At 51.3% G+C, this 23,202-nt stretch carries 25 protein-coding genes; 18 read left to right on the forward strand and 7 right to left on the reverse strand.

Going from position 1 to position 23,202, the window contains the following annotated elements:
* The 6 genes from mrdB to lipA all read left to right on the forward strand — a co-directional run bounded on the left by mrdB (position 1) and on the right by lipA (position 5,878).
* Positions 1 to 1,113 (forward strand): peptidoglycan glycosyltransferase MrdB, encoded by a 1,113-nt coding sequence (mrdB, locus tag IB196_RS15985; protein WP_003022718.1) that lies wholly within the window; start codon positions 1 to 3, stop codon positions 1,111 to 1,113.
* A gap of 10 nt (positions 1,114 to 1,123) precedes the next feature.
* The gene (gene rlpA, locus IB196_RS15990) at positions 1,124 to 2,227 is read left to right on the forward strand and encodes an endolytic peptidoglycan transglycosylase RlpA (protein WP_188231784.1); all 1,104 of its coding nucleotides are present in this window, start codon (positions 1,124 to 1,126) and stop codon (positions 2,225 to 2,227) included.
* Between the two features lie 142 nt (positions 2,228 to 2,369).
* A complete protein-coding gene (gene dacA / locus IB196_RS15995; protein WP_005121435.1) occupies positions 2,370 to 3,581 on the forward strand; it encodes a D-alanyl-D-alanine carboxypeptidase DacA in 1,212 nt (403 codons plus the stop codon).
* A gap of 106 nt (positions 3,582 to 3,687) precedes the next feature.
* A complete protein-coding gene (gene ybeD, locus IB196_RS16000; protein WP_000850547.1) occupies positions 3,688 to 3,951 on the forward strand; it encodes a DUF493 family protein YbeD in 264 nt (87 codons plus the stop codon).
* A 113-nt stretch (positions 3,952 to 4,064) separates the two neighbouring features.
* Positions 4,065 to 4,706 (forward strand): lipoyl(octanoyl) transferase LipB, encoded by a 642-nt coding sequence (lipB, locus tag IB196_RS16005; RefSeq protein WP_061067510.1) that lies wholly within the window; start codon positions 4,065 to 4,067, stop codon positions 4,704 to 4,706.
* A 206-nt stretch (positions 4,707 to 4,912) separates the two neighbouring features.
* Positions 4,913 to 5,878 carry a lipoyl synthase gene (lipA, locus tag IB196_RS16010; protein ID WP_040232557.1) on the forward strand — a complete coding sequence of 322 codons (966 nt, stop codon included), beginning with the start codon at positions 4,913 to 4,915 and terminating at the stop codon, positions 5,876 to 5,878.
* A 97-nt stretch (positions 5,879 to 5,975) separates the two neighbouring features.
* Here lipA and tatE read toward each other — a convergent pair whose 3' ends face one another.
* Both tatE and IB196_RS16020 read right to left on the reverse strand, forming a co-directional pair.
* On the reverse strand, positions 5,976 to 6,179 hold the full coding sequence (gene tatE / locus IB196_RS16015; protein WP_005120835.1) for a twin-arginine translocase subunit TatE: 204 nt from the start codon (positions 6,177 to 6,179) through the stop codon (positions 5,976 to 5,978).
* A gap of 128 nt (positions 6,180 to 6,307) precedes the next feature.
* Complete coding sequence (locus tag IB196_RS16020) at positions 6,308 to 7,096, reverse strand: deaminated glutathione amidase (protein ID WP_040232559.1); 789 nt, start codon at positions 7,094 to 7,096, stop codon at positions 6,308 to 6,310.
* Positions 7,097 to 7,186: 90 nt separating this feature from the next.
* Between IB196_RS16020 and crcB the strand changes: the two genes are divergently transcribed.
* Complete coding sequence (gene crcB, locus IB196_RS16025; protein WP_040232560.1) at positions 7,187 to 7,570, forward strand: fluoride efflux transporter CrcB; 384 nt, start codon at positions 7,187 to 7,189, stop codon at positions 7,568 to 7,570.
* Between the two features lie 50 nt (positions 7,571 to 7,620).
* Here crcB and cspE read toward each other — a convergent pair whose 3' ends face one another.
* Both cspE and pagP read right to left on the reverse strand, forming a co-directional pair.
* On the reverse strand, positions 7,621 to 7,830 hold the full coding sequence (gene cspE / locus IB196_RS16030) for a transcription antiterminator/RNA stability regulator CspE (RefSeq protein WP_000034825.1): 210 nt from the start codon (positions 7,828 to 7,830) through the stop codon (positions 7,621 to 7,623).
* A 189-nt stretch (positions 7,831 to 8,019) separates the two neighbouring features.
* Positions 8,020 to 8,583 (reverse strand): lipid IV(A) palmitoyltransferase PagP, encoded by a 564-nt coding sequence (gene pagP / locus IB196_RS16035; protein WP_005120838.1) that lies wholly within the window; start codon positions 8,581 to 8,583, stop codon positions 8,020 to 8,022.
* Positions 8,584 to 9,040: 457 nt separating this feature from the next.
* On the opposite strand from pagP, the gene dcuC reads away from it, so the two are divergent.
* Positions 9,041 to 10,423, forward strand: coding sequence for an anaerobic C4-dicarboxylate transporter DcuC (gene dcuC, locus IB196_RS16040; protein ID WP_188231783.1), 1,383 nt, complete (start codon positions 9,041 to 9,043; stop codon positions 10,421 to 10,423).
* A 149-nt stretch (positions 10,424 to 10,572) separates the two neighbouring features.
* Here dcuC and dpiA read toward each other — a convergent pair whose 3' ends face one another.
* Both dpiA and dpiB read right to left on the reverse strand, forming a co-directional pair.
* Complete coding sequence (gene dpiA / locus IB196_RS16045; RefSeq protein ID WP_005120841.1) at positions 10,573 to 11,253, reverse strand: two-component response regulator DpiA; 681 nt, start codon at positions 11,251 to 11,253, stop codon at positions 10,573 to 10,575.
* Entirely contained in the window at positions 11,222 to 12,883 is a 1,662-nt protein-coding gene (gene dpiB, locus IB196_RS16050) for a sensor histidine kinase DpiB (RefSeq protein WP_155021554.1), read from the reverse strand. The genes dpiA and dpiB overlap by 32 nt, the downstream gene beginning before the upstream one ends.
* 389 nt (positions 12,884 to 13,272) lie before the next feature.
* Here dpiB and citC point away from each other — a divergent pair, with 389 nt between their 5' ends.
* From citC to rna, 8 genes are all read left to right on the forward strand, one after another.
* Entirely contained in the window at positions 13,273 to 14,349 is a 1,077-nt protein-coding gene (citC, locus tag IB196_RS16055; protein WP_005120842.1) for a [citrate (pro-3S)-lyase] ligase, read from the forward strand.
* Positions 14,346 to 14,642: a citrate lyase acyl carrier protein gene (gene citD / locus IB196_RS16060; protein ID WP_005120843.1), complete on the forward strand. Its 297-nt coding sequence runs from the start codon at positions 14,346 to 14,348 to the stop codon at positions 14,640 to 14,642. Before citC ends, citD begins: the two co-directional genes overlap by 4 nt.
* Entirely contained in the window at positions 14,639 to 15,547 is a 909-nt protein-coding gene (locus IB196_RS16065; RefSeq protein WP_005120844.1) for an aldolase/citrate lyase family protein, read from the forward strand. The genes citD and IB196_RS16065 overlap by 4 nt, the downstream gene beginning before the upstream one ends.
* Before the next feature lie 9 nt (positions 15,548 to 15,556).
* A complete protein-coding gene (citF, locus tag IB196_RS16070; RefSeq protein WP_182290799.1) occupies positions 15,557 to 17,089 on the forward strand; it encodes a citrate lyase subunit alpha in 1,533 nt (510 codons plus the stop codon).
* Between the two features lie 3 nt (positions 17,090 to 17,092).
* Complete coding sequence (gene citX / locus IB196_RS16075) at positions 17,093 to 17,647, forward strand: citrate lyase holo-[acyl-carrier protein] synthase (RefSeq protein ID WP_005120847.1); 555 nt, start codon at positions 17,093 to 17,095, stop codon at positions 17,645 to 17,647.
* Positions 17,616 to 18,521 (forward strand): triphosphoribosyl-dephospho-CoA synthase CitG, encoded by a 906-nt coding sequence (citG, locus tag IB196_RS16080; protein WP_188231782.1) that lies wholly within the window; start codon positions 17,616 to 17,618, stop codon positions 18,519 to 18,521. Before citX ends, citG begins: the two co-directional genes overlap by 32 nt.
* Before the next feature lie 25 nt (positions 18,522 to 18,546).
* Positions 18,547 to 20,010, forward strand: a complete 1,464-nt coding sequence (gene citT, locus IB196_RS16085; RefSeq protein WP_005120849.1) for a citrate/succinate antiporter CitT — start codon at positions 18,547 to 18,549, stop codon at positions 20,008 to 20,010.
* A 123-nt stretch (positions 20,011 to 20,133) separates the two neighbouring features.
* Complete coding sequence (gene rna / locus IB196_RS16090) at positions 20,134 to 20,940, forward strand: ribonuclease I (protein ID WP_005120850.1); 807 nt, start codon at positions 20,134 to 20,136, stop codon at positions 20,938 to 20,940.
* A 64-nt stretch (positions 20,941 to 21,004) separates the two neighbouring features.
* Here rna and IB196_RS16095 read toward each other — a convergent pair whose 3' ends face one another.
* Positions 21,005 to 21,835: an alpha/beta hydrolase gene (locus IB196_RS16095; protein ID WP_188231781.1), complete on the reverse strand. Its 831-nt coding sequence runs from the start codon at positions 21,833 to 21,835 to the stop codon at positions 21,005 to 21,007.
* 273 nt (positions 21,836 to 22,108) lie between these two features.
* Here IB196_RS16095 and rnk point away from each other — a divergent pair, with 273 nt between their 5' ends.
* On the forward strand, positions 22,109 to 22,519 hold the full coding sequence (gene rnk, locus IB196_RS16100; RefSeq protein ID WP_005120853.1) for a nucleoside diphosphate kinase regulator: 411 nt from the start codon (positions 22,109 to 22,111) through the stop codon (positions 22,517 to 22,519).
* A gap of 196 nt (positions 22,520 to 22,715) precedes the next feature.
* On the forward strand, positions 22,716 to 23,144 hold the full coding sequence (uspG, locus tag IB196_RS16105; protein WP_005120854.1) for a universal stress protein UspG: 429 nt from the start codon (positions 22,716 to 22,718) through the stop codon (positions 23,142 to 23,144).
* The last annotated feature ends 58 nt before the right edge of the window (positions 23,145 to 23,202 follow it).

The raw sequence follows: 23,202 nt of genomic DNA on the forward strand, positions 1-23,202 counted from the left end.
GTGACGGATAATCCGAACAAAAAAACATTCTGGGACAAAATTCATATCGATCCCACAATGTTGCTTATCTTGCTGGCCCTGCTGGTATACAGCTCGCTGGTCATCTGGAGCGCCAGCGGCCAGGATATTGGCATGATGGAACGTAAGGTCGGCCAGATCGCTATGGGGCTGGTCATCATGGTGGTGATGGCGCAAATTCCGCCCAGAGTCTATGAAGGTTGGGCGCCGTACCTCTATATCTTCTGTATCATCCTGTTGGTTGCTGTCGATGCCTTCGGCGCCATTTCCAAAGGCGCACAACGTTGGCTGGATTTGGGAATCGTGCGTTTTCAGCCCTCGGAAATCGCCAAGATAGCCGTCCCGCTGATGGTGGCGCGCTTTATCAACCGCGATGTCTGCCCACCTTCGCTGAAGAATACGGCTATTGCGCTGGTGCTCATTTTTATGCCAACGCTGCTGGTTGCCGCGCAGCCTGACCTTGGAACCTCAATCCTGGTTGCGCTTTCCGGCCTGTTTGTCTTGTTCCTCTCCGGGTTGAGCTGGCGTTTAATCGGCGTTGCCGTGGTTCTGGTGGCCGCATTTATTCCAATACTGTGGTTCTTCCTGATGCATGATTACCAGCGACAACGCGTGATGATGCTTCTCGACCCGGAAACCGATCCGCTGGGCGCGGGCTATCACATTATTCAGTCTAAAATTGCTATTGGTTCAGGTGGGCTACGCGGCAAAGGCTGGTTGCATGGTACGCAGTCGCAGTTGGAGTTTTTGCCCGAACGTCATACTGACTTTATCTTTGCAGTACTGGCGGAAGAGCTGGGTCTGGTAGGGATTTTAATCCTGCTTGCCCTGTACATTTTGCTGATTATGCGCGGATTGTGGATCGCCGCCCACGCACAAACGACCTTTGGTCGCGTCATGGCCGGTGGTTTAATGTTGATATTATTCGTTTATGTCTTCGTAAATATTGGTATGGTGAGCGGTATTCTGCCTGTAGTTGGGGTTCCACTCCCACTGGTCAGTTACGGAGGCTCTGCACTGATCGTGCTGATGGCCGGGTTCGGGATTGTCATGTCGATCCACACCCATAGAAAAATGTTGTCAAAAAGCGTGTAAGGGGTACGCAATGCGTAAGCAGTGGATTGGAATCTGCATCGCAGCAGGAATGCTCGCGGCGTGTTCAAGTGATGATGGTCAGCAACAGGCTGCCGTCGCGCCGCAGCCTGCGGTGTGTAATGGTCCGATTGTTGAAATCAGCGGAGCCGATCCGCGCTTTGAACCCCTGAACCCAACGGCGAATCAGGACTATCAGCGTGACGGTAAGAGCTACAAGATAGTCCAGGATCCCTCTCGCTTTAGCCAGGCTGGACTGGCCGCCATTTACGATGCGGAGCCAGGAAGTAATTTAACCGCCTCAGGTGAAGCGTTCGACCCGATGCAGCTGACCGCTGCGCACCCGACGCTGCCTGTTCCAAGCTATGCCAGAATTACCAACCTGGCAAACGGCAGGATGATCGTCGTGCGCATTAACGATCGCGGTCCTTATGGCAACGATCGCGTAATTTCACTTTCACGTGCCGCCGCCGATCGTCTGAACACATCTAACAACACGAAAGTGCGTATCGATCCTATCATTGTCGCACAGGATGGTTCTCTGTCCGGCCCAGGTATGGCCTGTACCACAGTCGCTAAACAAACGTATGCCCTGCCCTCTCGCCCTGATTTAAGCGGCGGCAGCAGCATGCCTGCTACACCGGATGCGGGTCAGCCGCAAGGTGATATCCGCCCGATCAGCAATTCCACCCTGAAAAGCGATGACCCTACCGGAGCACCAGTAAACAGCGGTGGTTTCCTCGGCGCACCGACCACGCTCGCTTCCGGTGTGCTTGAAGGTAGCGAACCGACGCCAGCGCCACAACCTGCCGCCCCTGTGACTGCGCCAGCCACAACACCGACTGTCGCAGCAGCACCAGCCGCCGCCGTTGCCACTCCAGCAGCCGCAGCCAACGGTCGTTACGTCGTTCAGGTTGGCGCGGTAAGCGAGCAGGCGCGTGCACAGCAGTATCAAAAGCGTTTAAGTCAGCAGTTTGGCGTTCCGGGCCGGGTTGTGCAAAACGGCGCCGTTTGGCGTATTCAGATGGGGCCATTCGCCAGCAAGGCTGAAGCCTCCACACTGCAGCAGCGTCTCCAATCCGAGGCGCAATTACAGTCCTTCATCACCGGCGTGTAATAACGTAAGCCAGGCATCTGAGTTGTCAATTTCTGTAAATGACATTAACAAAGTCACGCGGAAAGTCAGATGCCTGCCAGTTATGCATTTGCTATAGTAGGGCACTTTTTTTAATTTCACCACGGACGTCGTAGTTCAGACCATGAAGACCACTTTTTCCGCTCGTTTCGTGCAGCGCATGGCGCTCACCGCGGCTCTCTGCGCAGCCTCTCTTTCTGCTGCCCATGCAGATGACCTGAATATTAAAACCATGATCCCGGGTGTTCCGCAGATCGATGCGGAGTCGTATATCCTGATTGATTACAATTCAGGTAAAGTTCTCGCTGAACAGAATGCGGACTCTCGCCGTGACCCCGCCAGCCTGACCAAAATGATGACCAGCTACGTCATCGGCCAGGCGATGAAAGCCGGGAAATTTAAAGAAACCGATCTGGTCACCGTCGGCAATGACGCTTGGGCAACAGGCAACCCTGTCTTTAAAGGTTCATCGCTGATGTTCCTCAAACCTGGCATGCAGGTTCCTGTTTCTCAGCTGATCCGTGGCATCAACCTGCAATCCGGTAACGATGCTTGCGTGGCGATGGCGGACTTCGCGGCCGGTAGTCAGGATGCTTTCGTCGGTCTGATGAACAGCTATGTTAATGCGCTGGGGCTGAAAAACACCCACTTCCAGACCGTACATGGTCTCGATGCAGAGGGTCAGTACAGCTCGGCCCGCGACATGGCGATGATTGGTCAGGCGCTGATCCGCGACGTGCCTAACGAATACTCTATCTATAAAGAAAAAGAGTTCACCTTTAACGGTATCCGCCAGCTCAACCGTAACGGTCTGCTGTGGGATAACAGCCTGAATGTTGACGGTATCAAAACCGGCCACACTGACAAGGCGGGTTATAACCTTGTGGCCTCCGCGACGGAAGGTCAGATGCGTTTGATCTCCGCCGTGATGGGCGGTCGCACCTATAAAGGTCGTGAAACCGAAAGTAAAAAGCTGCTGACCTGGGGCTTCCGTTTCTTTGAAACCGTAAACCCGCTGAAAGTCGGCAAAGAGTTTGCCTCAGAGCCCGCCTGGTTTGGTAATACCGATCGTGCGTCGTTAGGTGTCGATAAAGATGTTTACCTGACTATTCCACGCGGCCGCATGAAAGATCTGAAAGCAAGCTATGTGCTGAACACCACAGAACTGCATGCACCGCTGCAGAAAAACCAGGTTGTCGGCACCATCAACTTCCAGCTTGATGGCAAAACCATTGAGCAGCGTCCGCTGGTGGTTCTGCAGGAAATCCCGGAAGGCAACTTCTTTGGTAAAATCATTGATTACATTAAATTAATGTTCCATCACTGGTTTGGCTAAAAATCGAACACTTGAAAGTGTGATTTACGTCCCCATATACTAGGTATCCAGATAACTCCCACACGCCGTGGGAGTTATTATTTATTGATGTAACGCCGGAGCTGACATGAAAACCAAACTTAACGAACTGCTTGAATTCCCTACTCCATTTACTTACAAAGTAATGGGGCAGGCGTTGCCTGAGCTGGTTGATCAGGTGGTTGAAGTGGTACAGCGCCATGCGCCAGGTGATTACTCCCCAACGGTAAAACCGAGCAGCAAAGGCAATTACCACTCGGTCTCTATCACTATTAATGCGACACACATTGAGCAGGTTGAAACACTGTACGAAGAATTAGGTAATATCGATATCGTACGTATGGTGCTGTAAAAGCCTGTCGGTTACCCGCTGCATCCCCGCTCGGGTAACCCCTCCCCCCTGTGATATACTTTCCCCCTCTTTAACATTCTCTACTCTATGTGAGTATCTACGGAGATGCCGTTTTGTATCAGGATAAAATTCTTGTCCGCCAGCTCGGTCTTCAGCCCTACGAGCCAGTCTCTCTGGCCATGCACGAATTCACCGATACCCGCGATGAAAATAGTCATGATGAAATCTGGCTGGTAGAGCATTATCCTGTCTTTACCCAGGGTCAGGCCGGTAAAGCAGAGCACGTACTGATGCCCGGTGATATTCCCGTTATCCAAAGCGATCGGGGCGGTCAGGTGACATACCACGGACCCGGCCAGCAGGTTATGTATGTTCTGTTGAATCTCAAACGCCGCAAACTGGGCGTGCGTGAACTGGTAACACTGCTGGAACAAACCGTGGTGAATACGCTTGCGGAGATAGGTATTGACGCTCATCCGCGCGCTGATGCGCCTGGTGTATACGTCGGGGAGAAGAAAATCTGCTCTTTGGGGTTACGTATTCGTAGAGGATGTTCGTTTCACGGCTTAGCGCTCAACGTGGATATGGATTTGTCGCCTTTCCTGCGTATCAATCCTTGTGGTTACGCCGGAATGGAGATGGCGAAAGTATCGCAGTGGGATAGCGCAGCCACGACCGAGAGCGTGCGTCCTCGTCTGCTGGCTAACATTTTAGCGCTGTTGGGCAATCCCCCCCACGAGTACATCGCAGACTGAAAAACAGGTTATCGTTTGCCGCAGCAAATGTTGTGGCAAATGGCACAAAACAACAACTATTTTACATTTTGCCAGCCTGTCAGGCTGCTTTCTGGCCCGTTTCAATGATATACTGCGTATCACTAATTCAAAAATAGTTGATAAATGCAACATTTCCTTGAATTGAAACGCTTTCCTTCGTAATTCGCAACTGGAACACGCAAGCTATGAGTAAACCCATTGTGATGGAACGCGGTGTTAAATACCGCGATGCCGATAAGATGGCTCTTATCCCGGTAAAAAATGTAGCAACAGAGCGCGAAGCCCTGCTGCGTAAGCCGGAATGGATGAAAATAAAACTGCCAGCGGACTCCACTCGCATCCAGGGTATCAAAGCAGCGATGCGCAAAAATGGCCTGCACTCTGTATGCGAAGAAGCGTCCTGCCCTAACCTGGCAGAATGTTTCAACCACGGGACCGCGACCTTTATGATCCTCGGCGCAATCTGTACCCGCCGTTGCCCATTCTGTGACGTTGCCCATGGTCGCCCGGTTGCCCCTGATGCTAACGAACCGTTAAAACTGGCTCAGACGATTGCTGACATGGCGCTGCGCTATGTCGTCATTACCTCCGTTGACCGCGACGATCTACGCGATGGTGGCGCTCAGCATTTCGCGGATTGTATCACCGCTATTCGTGAGAAGAGCCCGTCGATTAAAATCGAAACGCTGGTGCCTGACTTCCGTGGTCGTATGGATCGCGCGCTGGATATCCTCACAGCCACGCCGCCGGACGTGTTTAACCACAACCTCGAGAACGTTCCGCGTATTTACCGCAACGTACGCCCTGGGGCTGATTACAACTGGTCACTGAAGCTTCTGGAACGTTTCAAGGAAGCACACCCTGAGATCCCAACCAAATCCGGTCTGATGGTGGGTCTGGGTGAAACCAATGCTGAAATCATTGAGGTTATGCGCGATCTGCGCAGTCACGGCGTGACAATGCTGACGCTGGGGCAGTATTTACAGCCAAGCCGTCACCACCTGCCGGTTCAGCGCTATGTAAGCCCGGACGAGTTTGATGAGATGAAGGCTGAAGCGATGTCCATGGGCTTTACCCATGCAGCCTGCGGCCCATTTGTTCGTTCTTCATACCATGCTGACATGCAGGCCAAAGGGCTGGAAGTGAAGTAATCGTGTAATACTCACTTACATTTCAGCAATAAAAAAACCGGCAATTGCCGGTTTTTTTTCATGCAGAGTATGCAGTATGAGCATCGTGCTCCTGACATTACTCTTTATGGGAAAGCTTCTCAGTCTGAACGCTACCGTCAGCCTCTTTCCTGGCATCGGCATTATCATCGTTCATCGCCTTCTTGAAGCCTTTAATTGCCGTTCCCAGGTCTCCACCCAGTGTACGTAACTTCTTGGTACCAAACAGCAGAACGACCAGTGCGGCAACCACCAGCAGTTTGGTAATACTAATCTCACCCATAGATACCTTCTTAACTTAAACCAGGCTGCATAAAGCGCCATATTAACCTGAGAATATTAACGGCCTTTCGACGCGCGCACACAATAGCAATCTGTAACAAGGTGAATCAAGCCTTGTTTAAAAAAACGTCATAATAATTGCGGTGGCGCAAAGCGGCGGTTACGTAACACAGGAAGTTGCGCCCTGACCTGCCTCACCCGCTCGGCAGAAACCTCCGTCATTATCAGCGCGGGCGTTTCCGCCGCAGCGGCAATGGTCACACCAAACGGATCGATAACCCGGCTTTGGCCAATATTCTTGTTACCGCACTCCCCTGCAGCAATCACATAACAGGTTGCATCCAGGGCTCTTGCCGCCAAAAGCGTAGCCCAGTGATACTCTTTCAGCGATCCTCGCACCCAGGCAGCCGGTAAGACCAGGATTTCAGCCCCCTGTAACGCGAGCGCCAATGCCAGCTCAGGGAAGCGTAGGTCATAGCAGGTCATTAACCCTACTTTTAATCCGCCAACGTCCAGCAGCGGCGCTACAGCCTCACCTGCATCGACATTCCGCGACTCCTGAATCGAAAAGGCATCGTAGAGATGTAATTTCGCGTAATGGGCCACGACTCGACCTGCCCGAAGTGCCACCAGCATATTCAACGCCCGGCCAGGCACAGAGGGAACATGAATCGTCAGAATCGTCGTCATCTCGTTTTGCGCGCTCTCTTGCTGTAGCCGCGTCAAAAAACCGCCCTCCAGTAGCTGAGCTGACTTCACCGATAAATCGGGGTCGAGATCGTCACGGGCTAACAGCGCTTCCGGCAACACCAACAGAGATGCTCCCTCTCCTGCGGCCTGAGACATCAACTGGACACACGTTTCCGCATTTTTTTCCCACGAGGGGCTCACGGCAAATTGCCCTGCTGCAACAAACATATTCCCTCCAGAAAAATGGGTTAAGCTCGCCAACAACGATTATTCAGCGTTACACTCACGCTATATACAATCAAATAGCAGGATTACGCAGTGTTACAACTCCTTTTAGCAGTTTTTATCGGTGGCGGTACAGGAAGCGTAGCAAGATGGATGTTAAGCATGCGCTTCAATCCGCTGCATCAGGCCATCCCATTCGGTACGCTGGCAGCAAATCTGATTGGCGCGTTTATTATTGGCATGGGGCTGGCGTGGTTTAACCGCATGACAAACATTGATCCAATGTGGAAAGTGTTCATTACCACCGGTTTCTGCGGGGGACTGACGACGTTTTCAACCTTCTCGGCAGAAGTGGTGTTTTTGCTGCAGGAAGGACGCTTTGGTTGGGCAATGGTGAATGTGCTGGTTAACCTGTTGGGTTCATTTGCGATGACCGCCCTGGCATTCTGGCTGGTTTCAGCTTCTCCTGCACACTAGGCGAAAAAAACCCGCAATTAAGCGGGTTTTGAATGCTTGCTGTCGTATGCTTACAGAGCGATTACGTTTGCAGCAGAAGGGCCTTTGGCACCGTTAGTGATTTCGAACTCTACGCGCTGACCTTCAGCCAGAGTTTTAAAACCATTGGTCTGGATTGCAGAGAAGTGTACGAACACGTCTTTGCTGCCATCTTCCGGAGTAATGAAACCGAATCCTTTGGACTCATTAAACCACTTAACGTTACCTTTAATCTTAGACATCAAAATTACCTTTACATGAAAAATAGACACAAATGCTGTGTCGGGTATCAGTACAACAATTGTGATGCACTTTGTCCAGTCGAACTTTGTCAAAAAGTGATAAATGTCGCGTTATTTTTCAGACAAACAACATATCCATTTGTTTTTAAACAAGTTTATAATAATCCACCTGACAATACAGGTAGTCTGTCAAAACTGGAAACGCATCCAGGCAAAGTAGACATTTCCGTTGTTATACGTACCCGGAATGTAGGTCATCTGGAACGTTGCCGGGCCATAGCCTATCGATGCCAACGGCAGGATCAATGGCACGGGAATATAGTTCCAGTTATCGCGCGCGGTGAAACCAGCTGTATAGCCCAGCCCCAGACGGAAATTATCATCGGCCAGCGGTCGCCAGGTTTTTTCCCAGCCATAGCCGCCAATCGGCTCCCATTTATTGAAGGAATCCTTGAAGGCCATAATATAGAGCCCGTGCCAATTACCCTTATCATCCCAACGGGACTGGCCAAATCCTGCCCCCCAGGGACGTTCGTTGTAGCGATCGGTTTTCTCTTTATCGTAGGCAAAACGCGCATGCCAGGTAATGGCCGGCACATACAGATCATAATGTTCGGGCTGCTGCCAGGTTTCACTGACATTATCTTTAAAAGTATCAAACCACCCTTTATCCTCAGCAATCCCCTGGGGAATAAAGGCTAACTGAATAAAAAGAAATGAAAAAATGAGAAAATAACGTTTAGCGACAATCACGACTTAATTACCATCCTGGGAGTTAGTATTAATTGTAGCAAACGGAACCTTAACGTTAACTTAACAAAGATGCGCTAATAAAAAATCAGAATATTCTCCACATATAAATTTCAGATTATTATCATTATGTTTATTGTGGTTTTTATTTATGACACGCTCTCTTATTTTTATTAACCAGCTTTTTTATGCAAAAACGCCAAAATATATTACAATCAATTAACATAAATGCATCATTACAAAGCAAAATAACACATAAAACCAGAGCGCTTTACAACTTTTGATTGCAGTACTCCCTTCTCATCCGCTATGTTGAAAAAACGCCTGCGCCATCGGTTGAATCCGTATTTTTATTGATTTTAATCAGCAAGAGGCAGGTGTTTATTAGGCACATTCTCACACCGCTTTATGCTTTTTTTAGTTTTTTAACTTTCTGGGCGTCAATATGACAGGGGAAACAATGTTGACATTTATAGAACTCCTTATTGGAGTCGTTGTTATTGTGGGTGTAGCTCGCTACATCATTAAAGGTTATTCCGCGACCGGCGTATTGTTTGTCGGGGGCCTGGCTTTATTGATTATCAGCGCCCTGATGGGACATAAAATTCTGCCCGGCAGTGCCGAAAGTACTGGCTACACCGCGACAGATATTGTTGAATATATTAAGATTTTGCTAATGAGCCGCGGCGGCGATCTCGGCATGATGATTATGATGCTGTGTGGTTTTGCCGCCTACATGACGCATATCGGCGCGAACGATATGGTCGTTAAGCTGGCCTCCAAACCCCTGCAATATATCAACTCGCCTTACATGCTAATGATTGCCGCCTATTTTGTTGCCTGCCTGATGTCACTGGCCGTCTCTTCGGCAACCGGGCTGGGCGTGCTGTTGATGGCGACACTCTTTCCGGTCATGGTTAACGTTGGGATCAGTCGTGGTGCTGCGGCGGCCATTTGCGCCTCCCCTGCCGCAATCATTCTTTCTCCAACTTCCGGGGATGTCGTGTTGGCTGCAAAAGCAGCGGAAATGCCACTGATTGACTTCGCGTTTAAAACCACGCTGCCGATTTCCATTGCGGCCATTATTGGTATGGCGATTGCTCATTACTTCTGGCAGCGCTATCTGGATAAAAAAGAGAACATCTCTCACGAAATGTTAGATGTGGCAGAAATCACCACTACAGCTCCCTCGTTTTACGCCATTCTGCCGTTTACCCCGATCGTCGGTGTACTGATTTTTGATGGTAAATGGGGCCCGCAACTGCACATTATCACGATTCTGGTGCTGTGCATGCTTATTGCCGCAGTGCTGGAGTTCATCCGCGGATTCAACACCCAGAAGGTTTTCTCAGGTCTGGAAGTCGCCTACCGCGGAATGGCAGATGCCTTTGCTAACGTCGTCATGCTGTTAGTTGCAGCCGGTGTATTTGCTCAGGGTCTGAGCACCATTGGCTTTATTCAGAGTCTGATCTCTATCGCCACCTCATTTGGTTCTGCGAGCATTATTCTGATGCTGGTGCTGGTTATCCTGACCATGCTGGCCGCAATGACCACGGGCTCCGGTAACGCGCCTTTCTACGCCTTCGTTGAGATGATCCCAAAACTGGCGCACTCTTCCGGTATCAACCCTGCCTACCTTTCGATCCCAATGCTGCAGGCATCAAACCTCGGACGCACAATCTCCCCGGTATCCGGTGTGGTTGTGGCTGTCGCGGGGATGGCGAGGATTTCACCGTTTGAAGTCGTAAAACGGACTTCTGTTCCGGTTCTGGTCGGACTGCTGATTGTGATTATTGCTACTGAAGTGATGGTACCGGCAACGTCTGCCCTGATTGGCGGTTAACGATATCTGTCAATACCTGACCTTAATACACAAAATCATTTATGCTGCATCGCGGCGGAAAGTGAAGACATCCCCAGGAGCATAGATAACTATGTGACTGGGGTTTCTGCACACAGCCAACAAAGAGGCTGCTTAAAGGATGACGTGTATTAGCCGCCGTGGTAGATACGCTGCGGCCTACCTACTTTCCCGTGAATAATCTCCGCAATGATCAAATGGCGGCTGGCACAGTACTCCAGGTAGCGTCTGGAGGTGGTACGGCTGATAGTAAGCGCCTGGGCGATCGTTTCCGCAGTATGATGCACCGTCGGGTCAGCAAATAACTTAAGTACCGCATTCAGCGTTAGCGCGTCGATCCCCGTCGGCAAATCCCCTTTCGGCTCACCGCGCGCATAGGCATTAAACATTTCATCAATCTGTTTTTGGCTGGCACTGTCATTACCGGCCAGCATTCTTCTGCGTTGCTGATAGCGGGTAAGCGTCTGCCCCAGTCGCTCGTAGGCTATAGGTTTAACCAGATAATCAAACGCCCCGCTGCGTACGGCTTCAGAAACCGTATCCATATCACTGGCTGCCGTGGTAAACACCACGCCGCCTGGGTAACGTGCCTGAGTCAGCTCGTGTAATAAAGTGATGCCCTTACCATCTGGCAGGTAGTTATCAAGAAGAATCAAACCGGGCTTAAAACGCTCAATCATCATTCTTGCCTGCGCAAGATTACCCGCCAGCCATATCTGGCTGAAACCGGGTATATGGCGGATATATTCAGCATGCATTTCCGCCAGTAGCGTTTCATCCTCAACGATCAACAGCGTTAATGGTTCCGTCATTGTTTTTTTTCACTTTCGGAAGAAATAAAGAAAATAAGGTACCGCAGGGGGAGTTATCTTCGAGCGTAATAACCCCATTACAGCGCCTCACATAACTTGCAATCAGATACAAACCGATGCCATGCTCGCCTGGTTCATCGGTACGAGTGCTCACACCCTGTTCAAATATTTTTTCGCGCAATGCTTCCGGTACGCCACAACCTTGATCGGCGACTTCGATGATCACCTCATCGCCCTCATCGCTCAGATAGAGTTCAACGACCTTGTTACCCTGCTGGGTACGCAAACTGGCTTCAAAAGCATTATCAAGCAGATTGCCAACAATTGCTGCAAACTCTGTGCTATCCAACCCCTCAGGAAGTTTATGCAGTTGACTGCCAGGCACAATAATCATAGTGAGGCCCAGTTCCCGCGCACGCTGTACCTTGCCAAACAGCAGGCCTGCAACCTGACGATCGGCGAAAGCGCCGCGCAGACTATCAATGAGTTGCTGCTGCGCCTGCGACTCTCCCTGAACCATGGCCAGCACCCGGTCATACTCTTTCATTTGTAGCAGACCATTGATGGTGGACATCCAGTTCAGGTGTTCATGACGTAGCGTTCTCAGACTTTCTACATACTGTTTGATTTGTGTTAGCTGGGCATTCAGGGTCGCAATTTCATCTTTGCTACGAAAGCTGATGATAGCTCCGAGCAGTTCATCGCCAGAGCGAATCGCCTCACGGTTGGCAATAACACTCAATCCATTAAAGTTAACCATCGCATCCTGACGCTTTTCCGCAATCTGCTGGGTAAAAAAGTCTGCTGGCTGAACGACGTCCGCAATCGGCTTACCCAACCACTTACGTCCGGGCGACGAGAGCCCCAGCATTTTTCTCGCACTGCGGTTTATCGCCGTAATGCACCCGTCAGGATCAACAGCAATTAAGCCTTCGTAGACTGAGCTAAACAGCGCCTCCTGCTGACGTACCACCCGCGCGATTTGTTTAGGCTCCATACCCAACATCTGACGCCGAATATGGGCGGCAAAAAACCAGGAAAGTAACATAAGCACCAGCAACAACAGAATGAACACCCCAGCCATCGGAAGTAAGAAATCCGAGCGCCAGCTGTCGATTTTACTGATCAGGTAGCCAATTGAGACAACACCGATGATTTTACCATCATCATCAAAGATAGGGGTTTTGGCGCGCATCGCCATCCCGATAGACCCTTTACCGGTAATAAAGTAGCTTTCCCCTTTCTCCAGCGCACCGGGTTTGGTGAACTGCATGGGGTAGCCGATTTTATCCGGATTAGGGTGATAAAGACGGATCGAGTGGGTATCACCGATAACCACATAGTCAAAGTCAGTCCCGCTCTGCAACTTATCCGCTATCGTTGCCAGACGCTCGTAATCACGGTGCTTTACGGCAGCAATAATGCTGTCGTTCGAGGCGATAATTTTCGCCTGATTCATTGCCATATCGCGGACATGCGTTGCCAGATAATCTTCAAAGCTGGCGGTAAAGTATTGTGCTAACGCCGCGATGATAAAAACAGAAACGACCAGAATGAGTAGAAAGATACGCAACGGAAACGCCAGACTGCGAAAAAAAGGAAACCGTGTTTTATTTTTCTTTTTCGACATATGTTTTCCTCACCGACGTTAACCGAAACTTATTTTTCGTTGTATATGTAATAAAAATGTTTTATTTACAAGTCACGGCCTAAAATAGGATCGTTACAGATTCCCCACCTTAAATCAATTAAACAAATAAAAACCACACGCTATTTCCGGGTTAAATTAATTAAAAAACTTAAAACCATAAAACACATTAAAACCATCTAACTTATTGTGAAATAAATCAAAATTTGCCGCCAAAATACTCCTTACGATGTATGCAACAGGGAAAAAAAGAAATACTCCGTAATAAAAAAACATTCCCTTCAATTGCAAACAAAACGTTATCAAGTTGCTAAGCAGAGCAACAAAAACAGAAACCCAGTAACAAATATACCATCGGGGCTCTATTTACTATGTTCGGTAATAATATATTCACGCAAGTTAAACGCTCAGAAAATAAAAAGATGGCGGTTATCGCTCAATTTCTGAAAGAAAACGATTTGAGCGTTGATACCACCGTCGAAGTATTTATCACCGTCACCCGTAACGACCGCCTGATCGCTTGTGGCGGCATCGCCGGCAATATCATTAAATGCGTCGCGATCTGTGAATCCGTACGCGGTGAAGGCTTAGCACTGACGCTGGCGACTGAGTTAATCAACCTCGCCTACGAGCGGCATTGCACTCATCTCTTCATCTATACCAAAACCGAGTATGAGTCACTGTTTAAGCAGTGCGGCTTTTCGACGCTGACCAGCGTGCCCGGCATTATGGTATTAATGGAAAACAGCACCACTCGCCTCAAACGTTACGCTGAATCATTGGCAAAACAGCGTCGTGAAGGGAAAAAAATTGGCTGTATCGTGATGAACGCCAACCCCTTCACCAACGGGCACCGTTTTCTGATCCAACAAGCCGCCGCACAGTGCGACTGGCTGCATCTGTTTTTGGTGAAAGAAGATACTTCGCGTTTCCCGTATGAAGACCGACTGAACCTGGTTCTCAAAGGGACAAAAGATATTCCACGTTTAACCGTACACCGCGGTTCGGAATACATCATCTCTCGCGCCACGTTCCCGTGCTACTTCATTAAAGAGCAGAGCGTTATTAACCACTGCTACACCGAAATAGACCTGAAAATTTTCCGTCAGTACCTGGCCCCAGCACTCGGCGTTACGCACCGCTTCGTCGGGACTGAGCCGTATTGCACCGTCACCTCCCAGTACAACAACGATATGCGCTACTGGCTGGAGACCCCAACACTTCCCGCCCCGCCGATTGAACTGGTGGAAATTGAGCGGCTGTGTTTCCAGGAGATGCCGATTTCCGCCTCCTGGGTGCGCAAGCTGCTGGTTAAAAAAGATCTCACGGCTATCGCATCCCTGGTTCCCGAAGCCACGCTGCACTACTTGCAAAGCATGGTTGAGCGAACCTCATCGGCTGCGGCAGTCCGCCAAAATACCCCCGCATTAGCAACAGGTGAAAAATGAAAATAAACCAGGCAGCCGTCGCAGGCACTCTCGAGTCCGGTGATGTGATGATCCGCATCGCCCCGCTCGATACGCAGGATATTGACCTGCAGGTTAACAGTAGCGTCGAAAAGCAGTTCGGTGATGCCATCAGGGCCACCATTCTGGACGTTCTGTCCCGCTATAACGTCCGCGGCGTGCAATTAAATGTTGATGATAAAGGCGCACTGGACTGCATTTTGCGTGCGCGACTGGAAGCATTACTGGCCCGCGCCAGCGGCATTCCGGCACTGCCATGGGAGGATTGCCAATGATTTCCGATTCTTTACAACAACGTAAATCCCGCACACGCCGCAGCATGTTGTTCGTACCAGGCGCTAACGCCGCGATGGTCAGCAACTCATTCATCTACCCGGCAGATGCGCTGATGTTCGACCTGGAAGACTCCGTCGCACTGCGTGAGAAAGATACCGCGCGCCGCATGGTTTATCACGCGCTACAGCATCCGCTGTATCACGACATTGAAACTATCGTGCGCGTTAATGCCCTCGACTCCGAATGGGGCATCAATGACCTCGAAGCCGTCGTACGTGGTGGTGCTGACATCGTGCGTTTACCCAAAACGGATACCGCCCAGGATGTCACCGATATCGAAAGCGAAATCCTGCGTATTGAAAACGCCTGTGGTCGTGAACCCGGTAGCACCGGTCTGTTGGCCGCTATCGAATCACCATTAGGTATTACCCGCGCGGTAGAAATTGCCCACGCTTCCGAGCGTCTGATCGGTATTGCTCTCGGCGCAGAAGACTACGTGCGTAACCTGCGCACCGAACGCTCGCCGGAAGGTACCGAACTGCTGTTTGCACGTTGCTCAATTCTGCAGGCTGCGCGTTCCGCCGGCATTCAGGCGTTCGATACCGTCTATTCCGATGCCAATAACGAAGCGGGTTTCCTGCACGAAGCCGCACACATCAAGCAACTGGGTTTTGATGGTAAGTCGCTCATCAACCCGCGTCAGATTGAACTCCTGCACAACCTGTATGCCCCGACGCGTAAAGAGCTGGCTCACGCACGTCTGGTGGTAGAAGCCGCTGAAGCCGCCGCCCGTGAAGGCCGTGGCGTAGTTTCCCTGAACGGCAAGATGGTCGACAGCCCGGTTATCGAGCGCGCCCTTCTGGTTATCTCCCGTGCAGAACTTTCCGGCATTCGCGAAGAATAAGGCAAAAAAATGACGCAGAAAATCGAACAGTCTCAACGACAGGATCGCGTGGCGACCTGGAGCCGTCATGCAGAAAGCGAGCTTTCCGCTTATCAGAGCACCGCAAAAGTTGAATTACAGGCGCAAAAACCGCGCAACAAAAAGCTGTGCGCTAACCTGGAAGAGGCCATTCGCCGTTCAGGCTTACAGGATGGTATGACCATCTCCTTCCACCACGCTTTCCGTGGTGGCGATCTGACGATCAACCTGGTGATGGATACCATCGCTGCAATGGGCTTTAAAAACCTGACGCTGGCTTCCAGCTCCCTGAGCGACTGCCATGCGCCGCTGGTTGAACACATTCGCCAGGGTGTCGTCAGCCGTATTTATACTTCTGGTCTGCGTGGCCCGCTGGCAGAAGAGATCTCTCGCGGTCTGCTGGCTGAACCTGTTCAGGTCCACTCTCACGGTGGTCGTGTACATCTGGTACAAAGCGGCGAGCTCAACATTGATGTCGCCTTCCTCGGCGTGCCGTCCTGTGACCCGTTTGGTAACGCCAACGGTTACACCGGTAAAGCCTGCTGTGGCTCGCTGGGCTACGCTCGTGTCGATGCTGAAAACGCAAAACAGGTTGTTCTGCTGACCGAACAGCTGCTGACCTACCCGCATAATCCAGCCAGCATTACCCAGGATCAGGTGGATCTAATTGTACAAATCGACCAGGTCGGTGATGCTGACAAAATTGGTGCTGATGCCACTCGCATGACCACCAACCCGCGCGAATTGCTGATCGCCCGCAGCGCAGCAGATGTTATTGCTAACTCCGGCTACTTCAAAGAAGGTTTCTCATTGCAGACCGGTACCGGCGGCGCGTCTCTGGCCGTTACCCGTTTCCTGGAAGACAAAATGCGCAGCCGCGACATCCGTGCTGACTTTGCGCTGGGCGGCATCACTGCCACCATCGTTGACCTGCATGAGAAAGGCTTAATCCGCAAACTGCTGGATGTACAGAGCTTCGACCGTAATGCGGCAGAATCTCTGGCACGCAATCCAAATCACATTGAAATCAGTGCTAACCAGTATGCCAACTGGGGCTCAAAAGGCGCCTCTGTCGATCGTCTGGATGTCGTGGTGCTGAGCGCGCTTGAAGTGGATACCCACTTCAACGTTAACGTACTGACCGGTTCTGACGGCGTACTGCGCGGCGCATCCGGTGGCCACTGTGATACAGCTGTTGCCGCAGCGCTTTCCATCATCGTCGCACCGCTGGTTCGCGGGCGCATCCCGACGCTGGTTGATAACGTCCTGACCTGCGTAACCCCGGGTTCCAGCGTTGATATCCTGGTCACTGACCACGGTATCGCCGTCAACCCTGCACGCCCTGAGCTGGCAGAACGTCTGCAAGAAGCGGGCATGAAAGTGGTGTCCATTGAATGGTTGCGCGAACGTGCCCAGCAGCTTACCGGTCAGCCCCGCGCTATCGAATTTACTGACCGCGTGATTGCCGTTGTGCGTTATCGCGATGGCTCAGTAATTGACGTTGTGCATCAGGTGAAGGAATAAGCCATGCACCTGCTCCCTGAACACGCCACCTGCCACGCGGTTTCCATTCCCGAGCTGCTTGCCAGCCGTGATGAGAGACAAGCGAGGCAACATGCCTGGCTCACGCGTCATCACGCGCCATTGGTCTCTTTTACCGTGGTAGCGCCAGGTCCGATCAAAGACAGCGAATTAACCCGTCGCATCTTTAATCACGGCGTCATCGCCCTGCTTACGCTGGCGAAACAATCATCCTGGATTGTCAGGGAGCAAACTGCGCTGGTCTCTGCCAGCGGTCCGGAAGGACTGTTGTCCATTGAGGCGCCAGCCCACGACCTCAAGCTCGCTACCATCGAGCTTGAGCATTCACATCCGCTGGGACGGTTATGGGACATCGATGTCCTGACCCCTGAAGGAGAAATCCTGTCCCGCCGTCATTTCGCGCTTCCTGCCCGCCGCTGTCTGTTGTGCGAGCAAAGCGCTGCCGACTGTGCGCGGGGTAAAACCCACGCGCTTTCCGACTTACTCATTCAAATGGAGGCACTGCTGCATGATGCCGATTCCCGCAACATCGACGAATAACGCAGTCCTTCCACTGGATCTGCCCGACGCCTACGCAACGCTTGCCTGGCGCGCCATGCTGACTGAAGTCAACTTATCGCCCAAACCGGGCCTGGTGGATCGCATTAATAACGGCGCACATAAAGATATGGCGCTGGAAGATTTTCATCGCAGCGCAGAGGCTATCCAGGCCTGGCTGCCACGTTTTATCGAATACGGCGCATTCAGCGCGCAGTTGGCACCTGAAGAGGTACTGAAAGGACTGCGTCCGCTGGGTATGGCCTGCGAAGCCGATATGTTTCGCGCCACCGCCGGGGTGAATACCCATAAAGGCAGCGTCTTTTCTCTGGGACTGCTGTGTGCCGCCATTGGCCGCCTGCACCAACTCCAACTGACTGTTACCGCTGAAACCATTTGCTCTACGGCAGCAACATTTTGCCGTGGCCTGACCGAGCGCGAACTGCGCCAGAACAATCAACAACTCACGGCTGGCCAACGTCTTTATCAGCAACTGGGATTAACCGGCGCACGGGGCGAAGCCGAAGCGGGATATCCGCTCGTCATCCAGCATGCCCTGCCGCACTACCGCGCACTGCTGACTCAGGGCCGCGACCCTGAACTGGCGTTACTCGACACATTATTGCTGCTGATGTCTATCAATGGCGACACCAACGTGGCTTCACGTGGTGGCGCGGAGGGTCTGCGGTGGATACAACAGCAGGCCACCACATTATTGCAGCAAGGGGGAATTCGTACCCCTGCCGATCTCCATTACCTACACCAGTTCGACCAACAGTGCATCGAACGCAACCTCAGTCCTGGAGGCTGCGCCGATCTGCTGATCGTTACCTGGTTCTTAGCTCAGATTTCGCAAGTTCATCATTATCACAATTAAAGATCCTTTCCGGAGAATCACACACATGTCTTTAGCAAAAGATAAAATTTGGAAGTTACTGGCCCCATTGGTCGTGATGGGTGTCATGTTTCTTATCCCCGTCCCTGATGGAATGCCTCCACAGGCCTGGCACTACTTTGCCGTATTTGTGGCAATGATCGTCGGTATGATCCTCGAGCCGATCCCGGCAACAGCGATCAGCTTTATCGCCGTCACGATCTGCGTTATTGGCAGCAACTACCTGCTGTTTGATGCTTCCGAACTGGCCGACCCGGCGTTTAAAGCAGGTAAACAAGCGCTGAAGTGGGGTCTGGCAGGCTTCTCCAGCACCACCGTGTGGTTGGTGTTCGGTGCGTTTATATTCGCGCTGGGTTATGAAGTCACCGGTCTGGGTCGTCGTATCGCGCTGTTTCTGGTGAAATTCATGGGTAAACGTACCCTGACGCTGGGCTATGCGATTGTTATTATCGACATCCTGCTGGCACCGTTTACGCCGTCCAACACCGCGCGTACCGGTGGTACAGTGTTCCCGGTTATCAAAAACCTGCCGCCACTGTTCAAATCCTTCCCTAACGATCCTTCCGCACGCCGTATCGGCGGATATCTGATGTGGATGATGGTTATCAGTACCAGCCTGAGTTCCTCTATGTTCGTTACCGGCGCTGCGCCAAACGTACTGGGTCTGGAATTCGTTAACAAAATCGCTGGCATTCAAATCAGCTGGTTGCAGTGGTTCCTCAGCTTCCTGCCGGTCGGTATTCTTTTGCTGATCGTTGCCCCGTGGCTGTCTTACGTACTGTACAAACCGGAAGTCACCCACAGTGCTGAAGTTGCAGCATGGGCCGGCGATGAACTGAAAACTATGGGTAAACTGACCCGTAAAGAGATAACGCTGATCGGCCTGGTACTGCTCAGCCTGGGCCTGTGGGTATTTGGCGGCAAGCTGATTGACGCTACCGCAGTGGGTCTGCTGGCAGTCTCCCTGATGCTGGCTCTGCATGTTGTACCGTGGAAAGACATTACTCGCTATAACAGCGCATGGAACACCCTGGTCAACCTTGCCACTCTGGTGGTAATGGCCAACGGTTTGACCCGTTCCGGTTTCATCGACTGGTTTGCCAACACCATGAGCACGCACCTGGAAGGGTTCTCGCCTAATGCGACAGTAATCGTTCTGGTACTGGTGTTCTACTTTGCTCACTACCTGTTTGCCAGCCTTTCTGCACACACCGCCACCATGCTGCCAGTTATTCTGGCGGTAGGTAAAGGTATCCCGGGCGTTCCGATGGAACATCTGTGTATCCTGCTGGTGTTGTCCATCGGTATCATGGGCTGTCTGACTCCGTATGCCACGGGCCCTGGTGTTATCATCTATGGCTGTGGATATGTGAAATCCAAAGACTATTGGCGTTTGGGTGCTATCTTCGGTGTCATCTACATCTCAATGCTTCTGCTGGTTGGCTGGCCGATTCTGGCAATGTGGAGTTAATCCGCGCACTTTACACATAGTCAAAACGCATAGCTAAAATGATGCCAGTCAGCTAAACCTGACTGGCATTTTTTATGATTAAATAGATGATATTCAGAATTTATATAAGTGTCCGAATTCATCATGACATCAACATGGCGTTCTTTTTCTTTACTGGCAGCGCTTCTGCTGCCGGTTTCTGCGGCTCAGGCCGATGAACTTCAGGCCAGACAGTACGGTGATTTTGACCGCTACGTGCTGGCCCTCTCCTGGCAAACCGGTTTTTGTCAGAGTCAGCATGAGCGTAATCGTCAGGAGCCTGACGAATGCCGTTTGCAAAAGGAGACCGACAATAAAGCAGATTTTCTGACGGTTCATGGCCTGTGGCCCAGCCTGCCAAAATCCATTGCCGCCCGCGGTGTCGATAATCGTCGTTGGATGCGTTTTGGCTGCGCGACTCGCCCCATACCCAACCTGCCTGAAGCTCGCGCCAGCCGGAAATGCGCCGCTCCCGAAACCGGGCTGTCGCTGGAAAGCGCGGCAAAACTCAGCGCCGTCATGCCCGGCGCCGGTGGGAGATCCTGTCTGGAACGTTACGAGTATGCCAAACATGGCGCCTGTTTCGGTTTTGATCCCGACGCGTACTTCGGCACCATGGTGCGGTTGAACAATGAGATTAAGAGTAGCGAGACGGGCAAGTTTCTGGCGGATAACTACGGTAAAACCGTCAGCCGTAGCGCATTTGACGCCGCATTCGCTAAAAACTGGGGCAAAGAGAATATCAAAGCAGTGAAGCTAAGTTGTCACGGCAACCCCGCTTATCTGACGGAGATCCAGTTTTCATTAAAAGCCGATGCCATCAACCAACCTTTATCATCCCGTTCATTCCTGCCGCAACCGCATCCAGGTAACTGCGGTAAACAGTTTATTATCGACAAAACAGGATACTGAACAGCCCGACCGAACGCTACGCTGCTCCCCTGTCGGGCGGAACAGCGTAGTACTTCTCAAAAGATTACGACTGAATAAAGTCGAGTAGATCGGCGTTGATCTGCTGTTTATGGGTGGTGCAAATACCGTGAGACCCTCCGGCATACACCTTCAACTGTGCATCTGGTAGGATTTCTGCTGCAACCTTGCCGCAGGTTTCAAACGGGACAATCTGATCGTCGTCACCATGAATCACCAGCGTCGGGATGGTCATTTTTTTGAGATCTTCACGCAAGTCTGTTTCCGAGAAAGCATGGATACAGTCGTACAGTGCTTTGATTGATCCTTGTAAGCCCTGTTCGACAAAACTTTCGCGGATCGCCTTCGACTCCTTTGCGCCAGGTCGATTGTAGCCATAAAATGCAGCCGTCAACTCATAGAAAAAGGCGGCACGATCGTTCACAACGCCTTCACGAATACTATCGAACACCTCCCTTGGTACACCATTCGGGTTAAAGTCGGTTTTAATCATGATGGGGGTTACCGCACCAATGAGTACCGCTTTTGCTACCCTCTGCGTCCCATGGCGGCCAATATAACGAGCCACTTCCCCACCGCCGGTAGAGTGTCCGACATGGACGGCATCTTTAAGATTGAGATACGCGGTAAGTTCAGCCAGATCGTCAGCATACTGATCCATATTGTGATCATCCCAGGGTTGGGCCGAACGCCCATGTCCACGCCTGTCATGGGCGATCACACGAAATCCTTTCGACCCGAGGAACAACATCTGATCCTCAAACGCATCTGCCGTCAGCGGCCAACCATGACTGAAGACAATGGGCTGTCCACTTCCCCAGTCTTTGAAATGCAAATAGCTGCCATCTTTTAAGGTAAGTTTGTCGTACTGGCTCATGAGATCTCCTGTCGAGGAACACTGAGTTGTCGTGGCGCGCCCGCAGCGAGCGCTTAAAAAGCATAATGCAAATTTGAGAACGATCACGTTTTTTACCTCCCCCTTCATCTGCAGCAATATTGATGATTTGCCTGAATGTGAACTAAATCACTTCAAACCAGGGGTAAGTCTCAGTATCATCATAAAAGCTAAACCCTTGCCGCCTGACGGTGAGGGTTTTCTTTTGGGATTATTTACCTGCGCATCCGCAGTATCGACGACATGGAGTAATAAATGTCCAGACCAACTATTATCATTAACGACCTCGATGCGGAACGCATTGACCGCCTGTTGGAGCAACCTGCGTTTGCTGGTTTACCGATAGCGGACGCATTAAACGCTGAACTGGATCGCGCCCAAATGTGTTCCCCGGAAACCATGCCGCACGACGTGGTGACCATGAACAGCCGCGTGAAATTCCGCAATCTGAGCGATGGCGAAGTACGTGTACGTACCCTGGTATATCCGGCCAATATGACTGACAGCAGTACACAGCTTTCGGTAATGGCGCCAGTCGGTGCAGCGCTTCTGGGTCTGCGCGTTGGCGATACGATCCATTGGGAATTACCGGGCGGTACATCGACCCACCTCGAAGTCATCGAGCTTGAGTACCAGCCTGAAGCTGCAGGCGACTACCTGCGCTAACTCTGTCTTATCAAAGCGACTCGCTTTATCTTACAGGGGATGCATCCGCATCCTCTTTCCGCTTCACCCCCTGCTTTCTTTCATTTACTGCACTTCCTTTTCTCCTGTTCGAAAAACATAAATCTGTGTCGTGACTGACAGAATCATTTTTAATACTATGCTGTTATGTGTTCATGTAATGACAAGGAGAATGTTTATGTACAACACAATCATAATGCCTGTTGATGTATTCGAAATGGAGCTGAGCGACAAGGCTGTTCGCCATGCAGAATTTCTGGCACAAGACAAAGGGGTGATCCATCTGCTGCATGTGCTCCCAGGTTCTGCCAGTCTGAGTTTGCACCGCTTTGCCGCTGACGTTCGCCGTTTTGAAGAGCATCTGCAACACGAAGCGGAAACCCGTCTGCAAACGATGGTCGGTCACTTCAGTATCGATCCTTCCCGCATTAAGCAGCACGTTCGCTTTGGTAGCGTGCGTGATGTGGTCAACGAATTGGGTGAAGAGTTGAATGCAGATGTGGTGGTCATCGGATCACGTAACCCATCAATCAGCACCCATCTGCTCGGATCTAACGCCTCCAGCGTTGTTCGTCACGCGACCCTGCCGGTGCTGGTTGTACGTTAACAGCAACTGATTTGCTATAGAAAACCCCTGCCAGGTGAAGCCCTGACAGGGGTTTTTA

Origin of the sequence: Citrobacter sp. C6_1 (assembly GCF_014596835.2) — a bacterium.
Classification (GTDB): Bacteria; Pseudomonadota; Gammaproteobacteria; order Enterobacterales; family Enterobacteriaceae; genus Citrobacter; species Citrobacter pasteurii.

Coding starts and splice junctions, on each gene's coding strand:
- rlpA (WP_188231784.1), top strand. CDS start 1,124: ATGCGTAAGCAGTGGATTGGAATCTGCATCGCAGCAGGAATGCTCGCG.
- dacA (WP_005121435.1), top strand. CDS start 2,370: ATGAAGACCACTTTTTCCGCTCGTTTCGTGCAGCGCATGGCGCTCACC.
- ybeD (WP_000850547.1), top strand. CDS start 3,688: ATGAAAACCAAACTTAACGAACTGCTTGAATTCCCTACTCCATTTACT.
- lipA (WP_040232557.1), top strand. CDS start 4,913: ATGAGTAAACCCATTGTGATGGAACGCGGTGTTAAATACCGCGATGCC.
- tatE (WP_005120835.1), bottom strand. CDS start 6,179: ATGGGTGAGATTAGTATTACCAAACTGCTGGTGGTTGCCGCACTGGTC.
- IB196_RS16020 (WP_040232559.1), bottom strand. CDS start 7,096: ATGTTTGTTGCAGCAGGGCAATTTGCCGTGAGCCCCTCGTGGGAAAAA.
- cspE (WP_000034825.1), bottom strand. CDS start 7,830: ATGTCTAAGATTAAAGGTAACGTTAAGTGGTTTAATGAGTCCAAAGGA.
- dcuC (WP_188231783.1), top strand. CDS start 9,041: ATGTTGACATTTATAGAACTCCTTATTGGAGTCGTTGTTATTGTGGGT.
- dpiA (WP_005120841.1), bottom strand. CDS start 11,253: ATGACGGAACCATTAACGCTGTTGATCGTTGAGGATGAAACGCTACTG.
- dpiB (WP_155021554.1), bottom strand. CDS start 12,883: ATGTCGAAAAAGAAAAATAAAACACGGTTTCCTTTTTTTCGCAGTCTG.
- citC (WP_005120842.1), top strand. CDS start 13,273: ATGTTCGGTAATAATATATTCACGCAAGTTAAACGCTCAGAAAATAAA.
- citD (WP_005120843.1), top strand. CDS start 14,346: ATGAAAATAAACCAGGCAGCCGTCGCAGGCACTCTCGAGTCCGGTGAT.
- IB196_RS16065 (WP_005120844.1), top strand. CDS start 14,639: ATGATTTCCGATTCTTTACAACAACGTAAATCCCGCACACGCCGCAGC.
- citF (WP_182290799.1), top strand. CDS start 15,557: ATGACGCAGAAAATCGAACAGTCTCAACGACAGGATCGCGTGGCGACC.
- citX (WP_005120847.1), top strand. CDS start 17,093: ATGCACCTGCTCCCTGAACACGCCACCTGCCACGCGGTTTCCATTCCC.
- citG (WP_188231782.1), top strand. CDS start 17,616: ATGATGCCGATTCCCGCAACATCGACGAATAACGCAGTCCTTCCACTG.
- citT (WP_005120849.1), top strand. CDS start 18,547: ATGTCTTTAGCAAAAGATAAAATTTGGAAGTTACTGGCCCCATTGGTC.
- rna (WP_005120850.1), top strand. CDS start 20,134: ATGACATCAACATGGCGTTCTTTTTCTTTACTGGCAGCGCTTCTGCTG.
- IB196_RS16095 (WP_188231781.1), bottom strand. CDS start 21,835: ATGAGCCAGTACGACAAACTTACCTTAAAAGATGGCAGCTATTTGCAT.
- rnk (WP_005120853.1), top strand. CDS start 22,109: ATGTCCAGACCAACTATTATCATTAACGACCTCGATGCGGAACGCATT.
- uspG (WP_005120854.1), top strand. CDS start 22,716: ATGTACAACACAATCATAATGCCTGTTGATGTATTCGAAATGGAGCTG.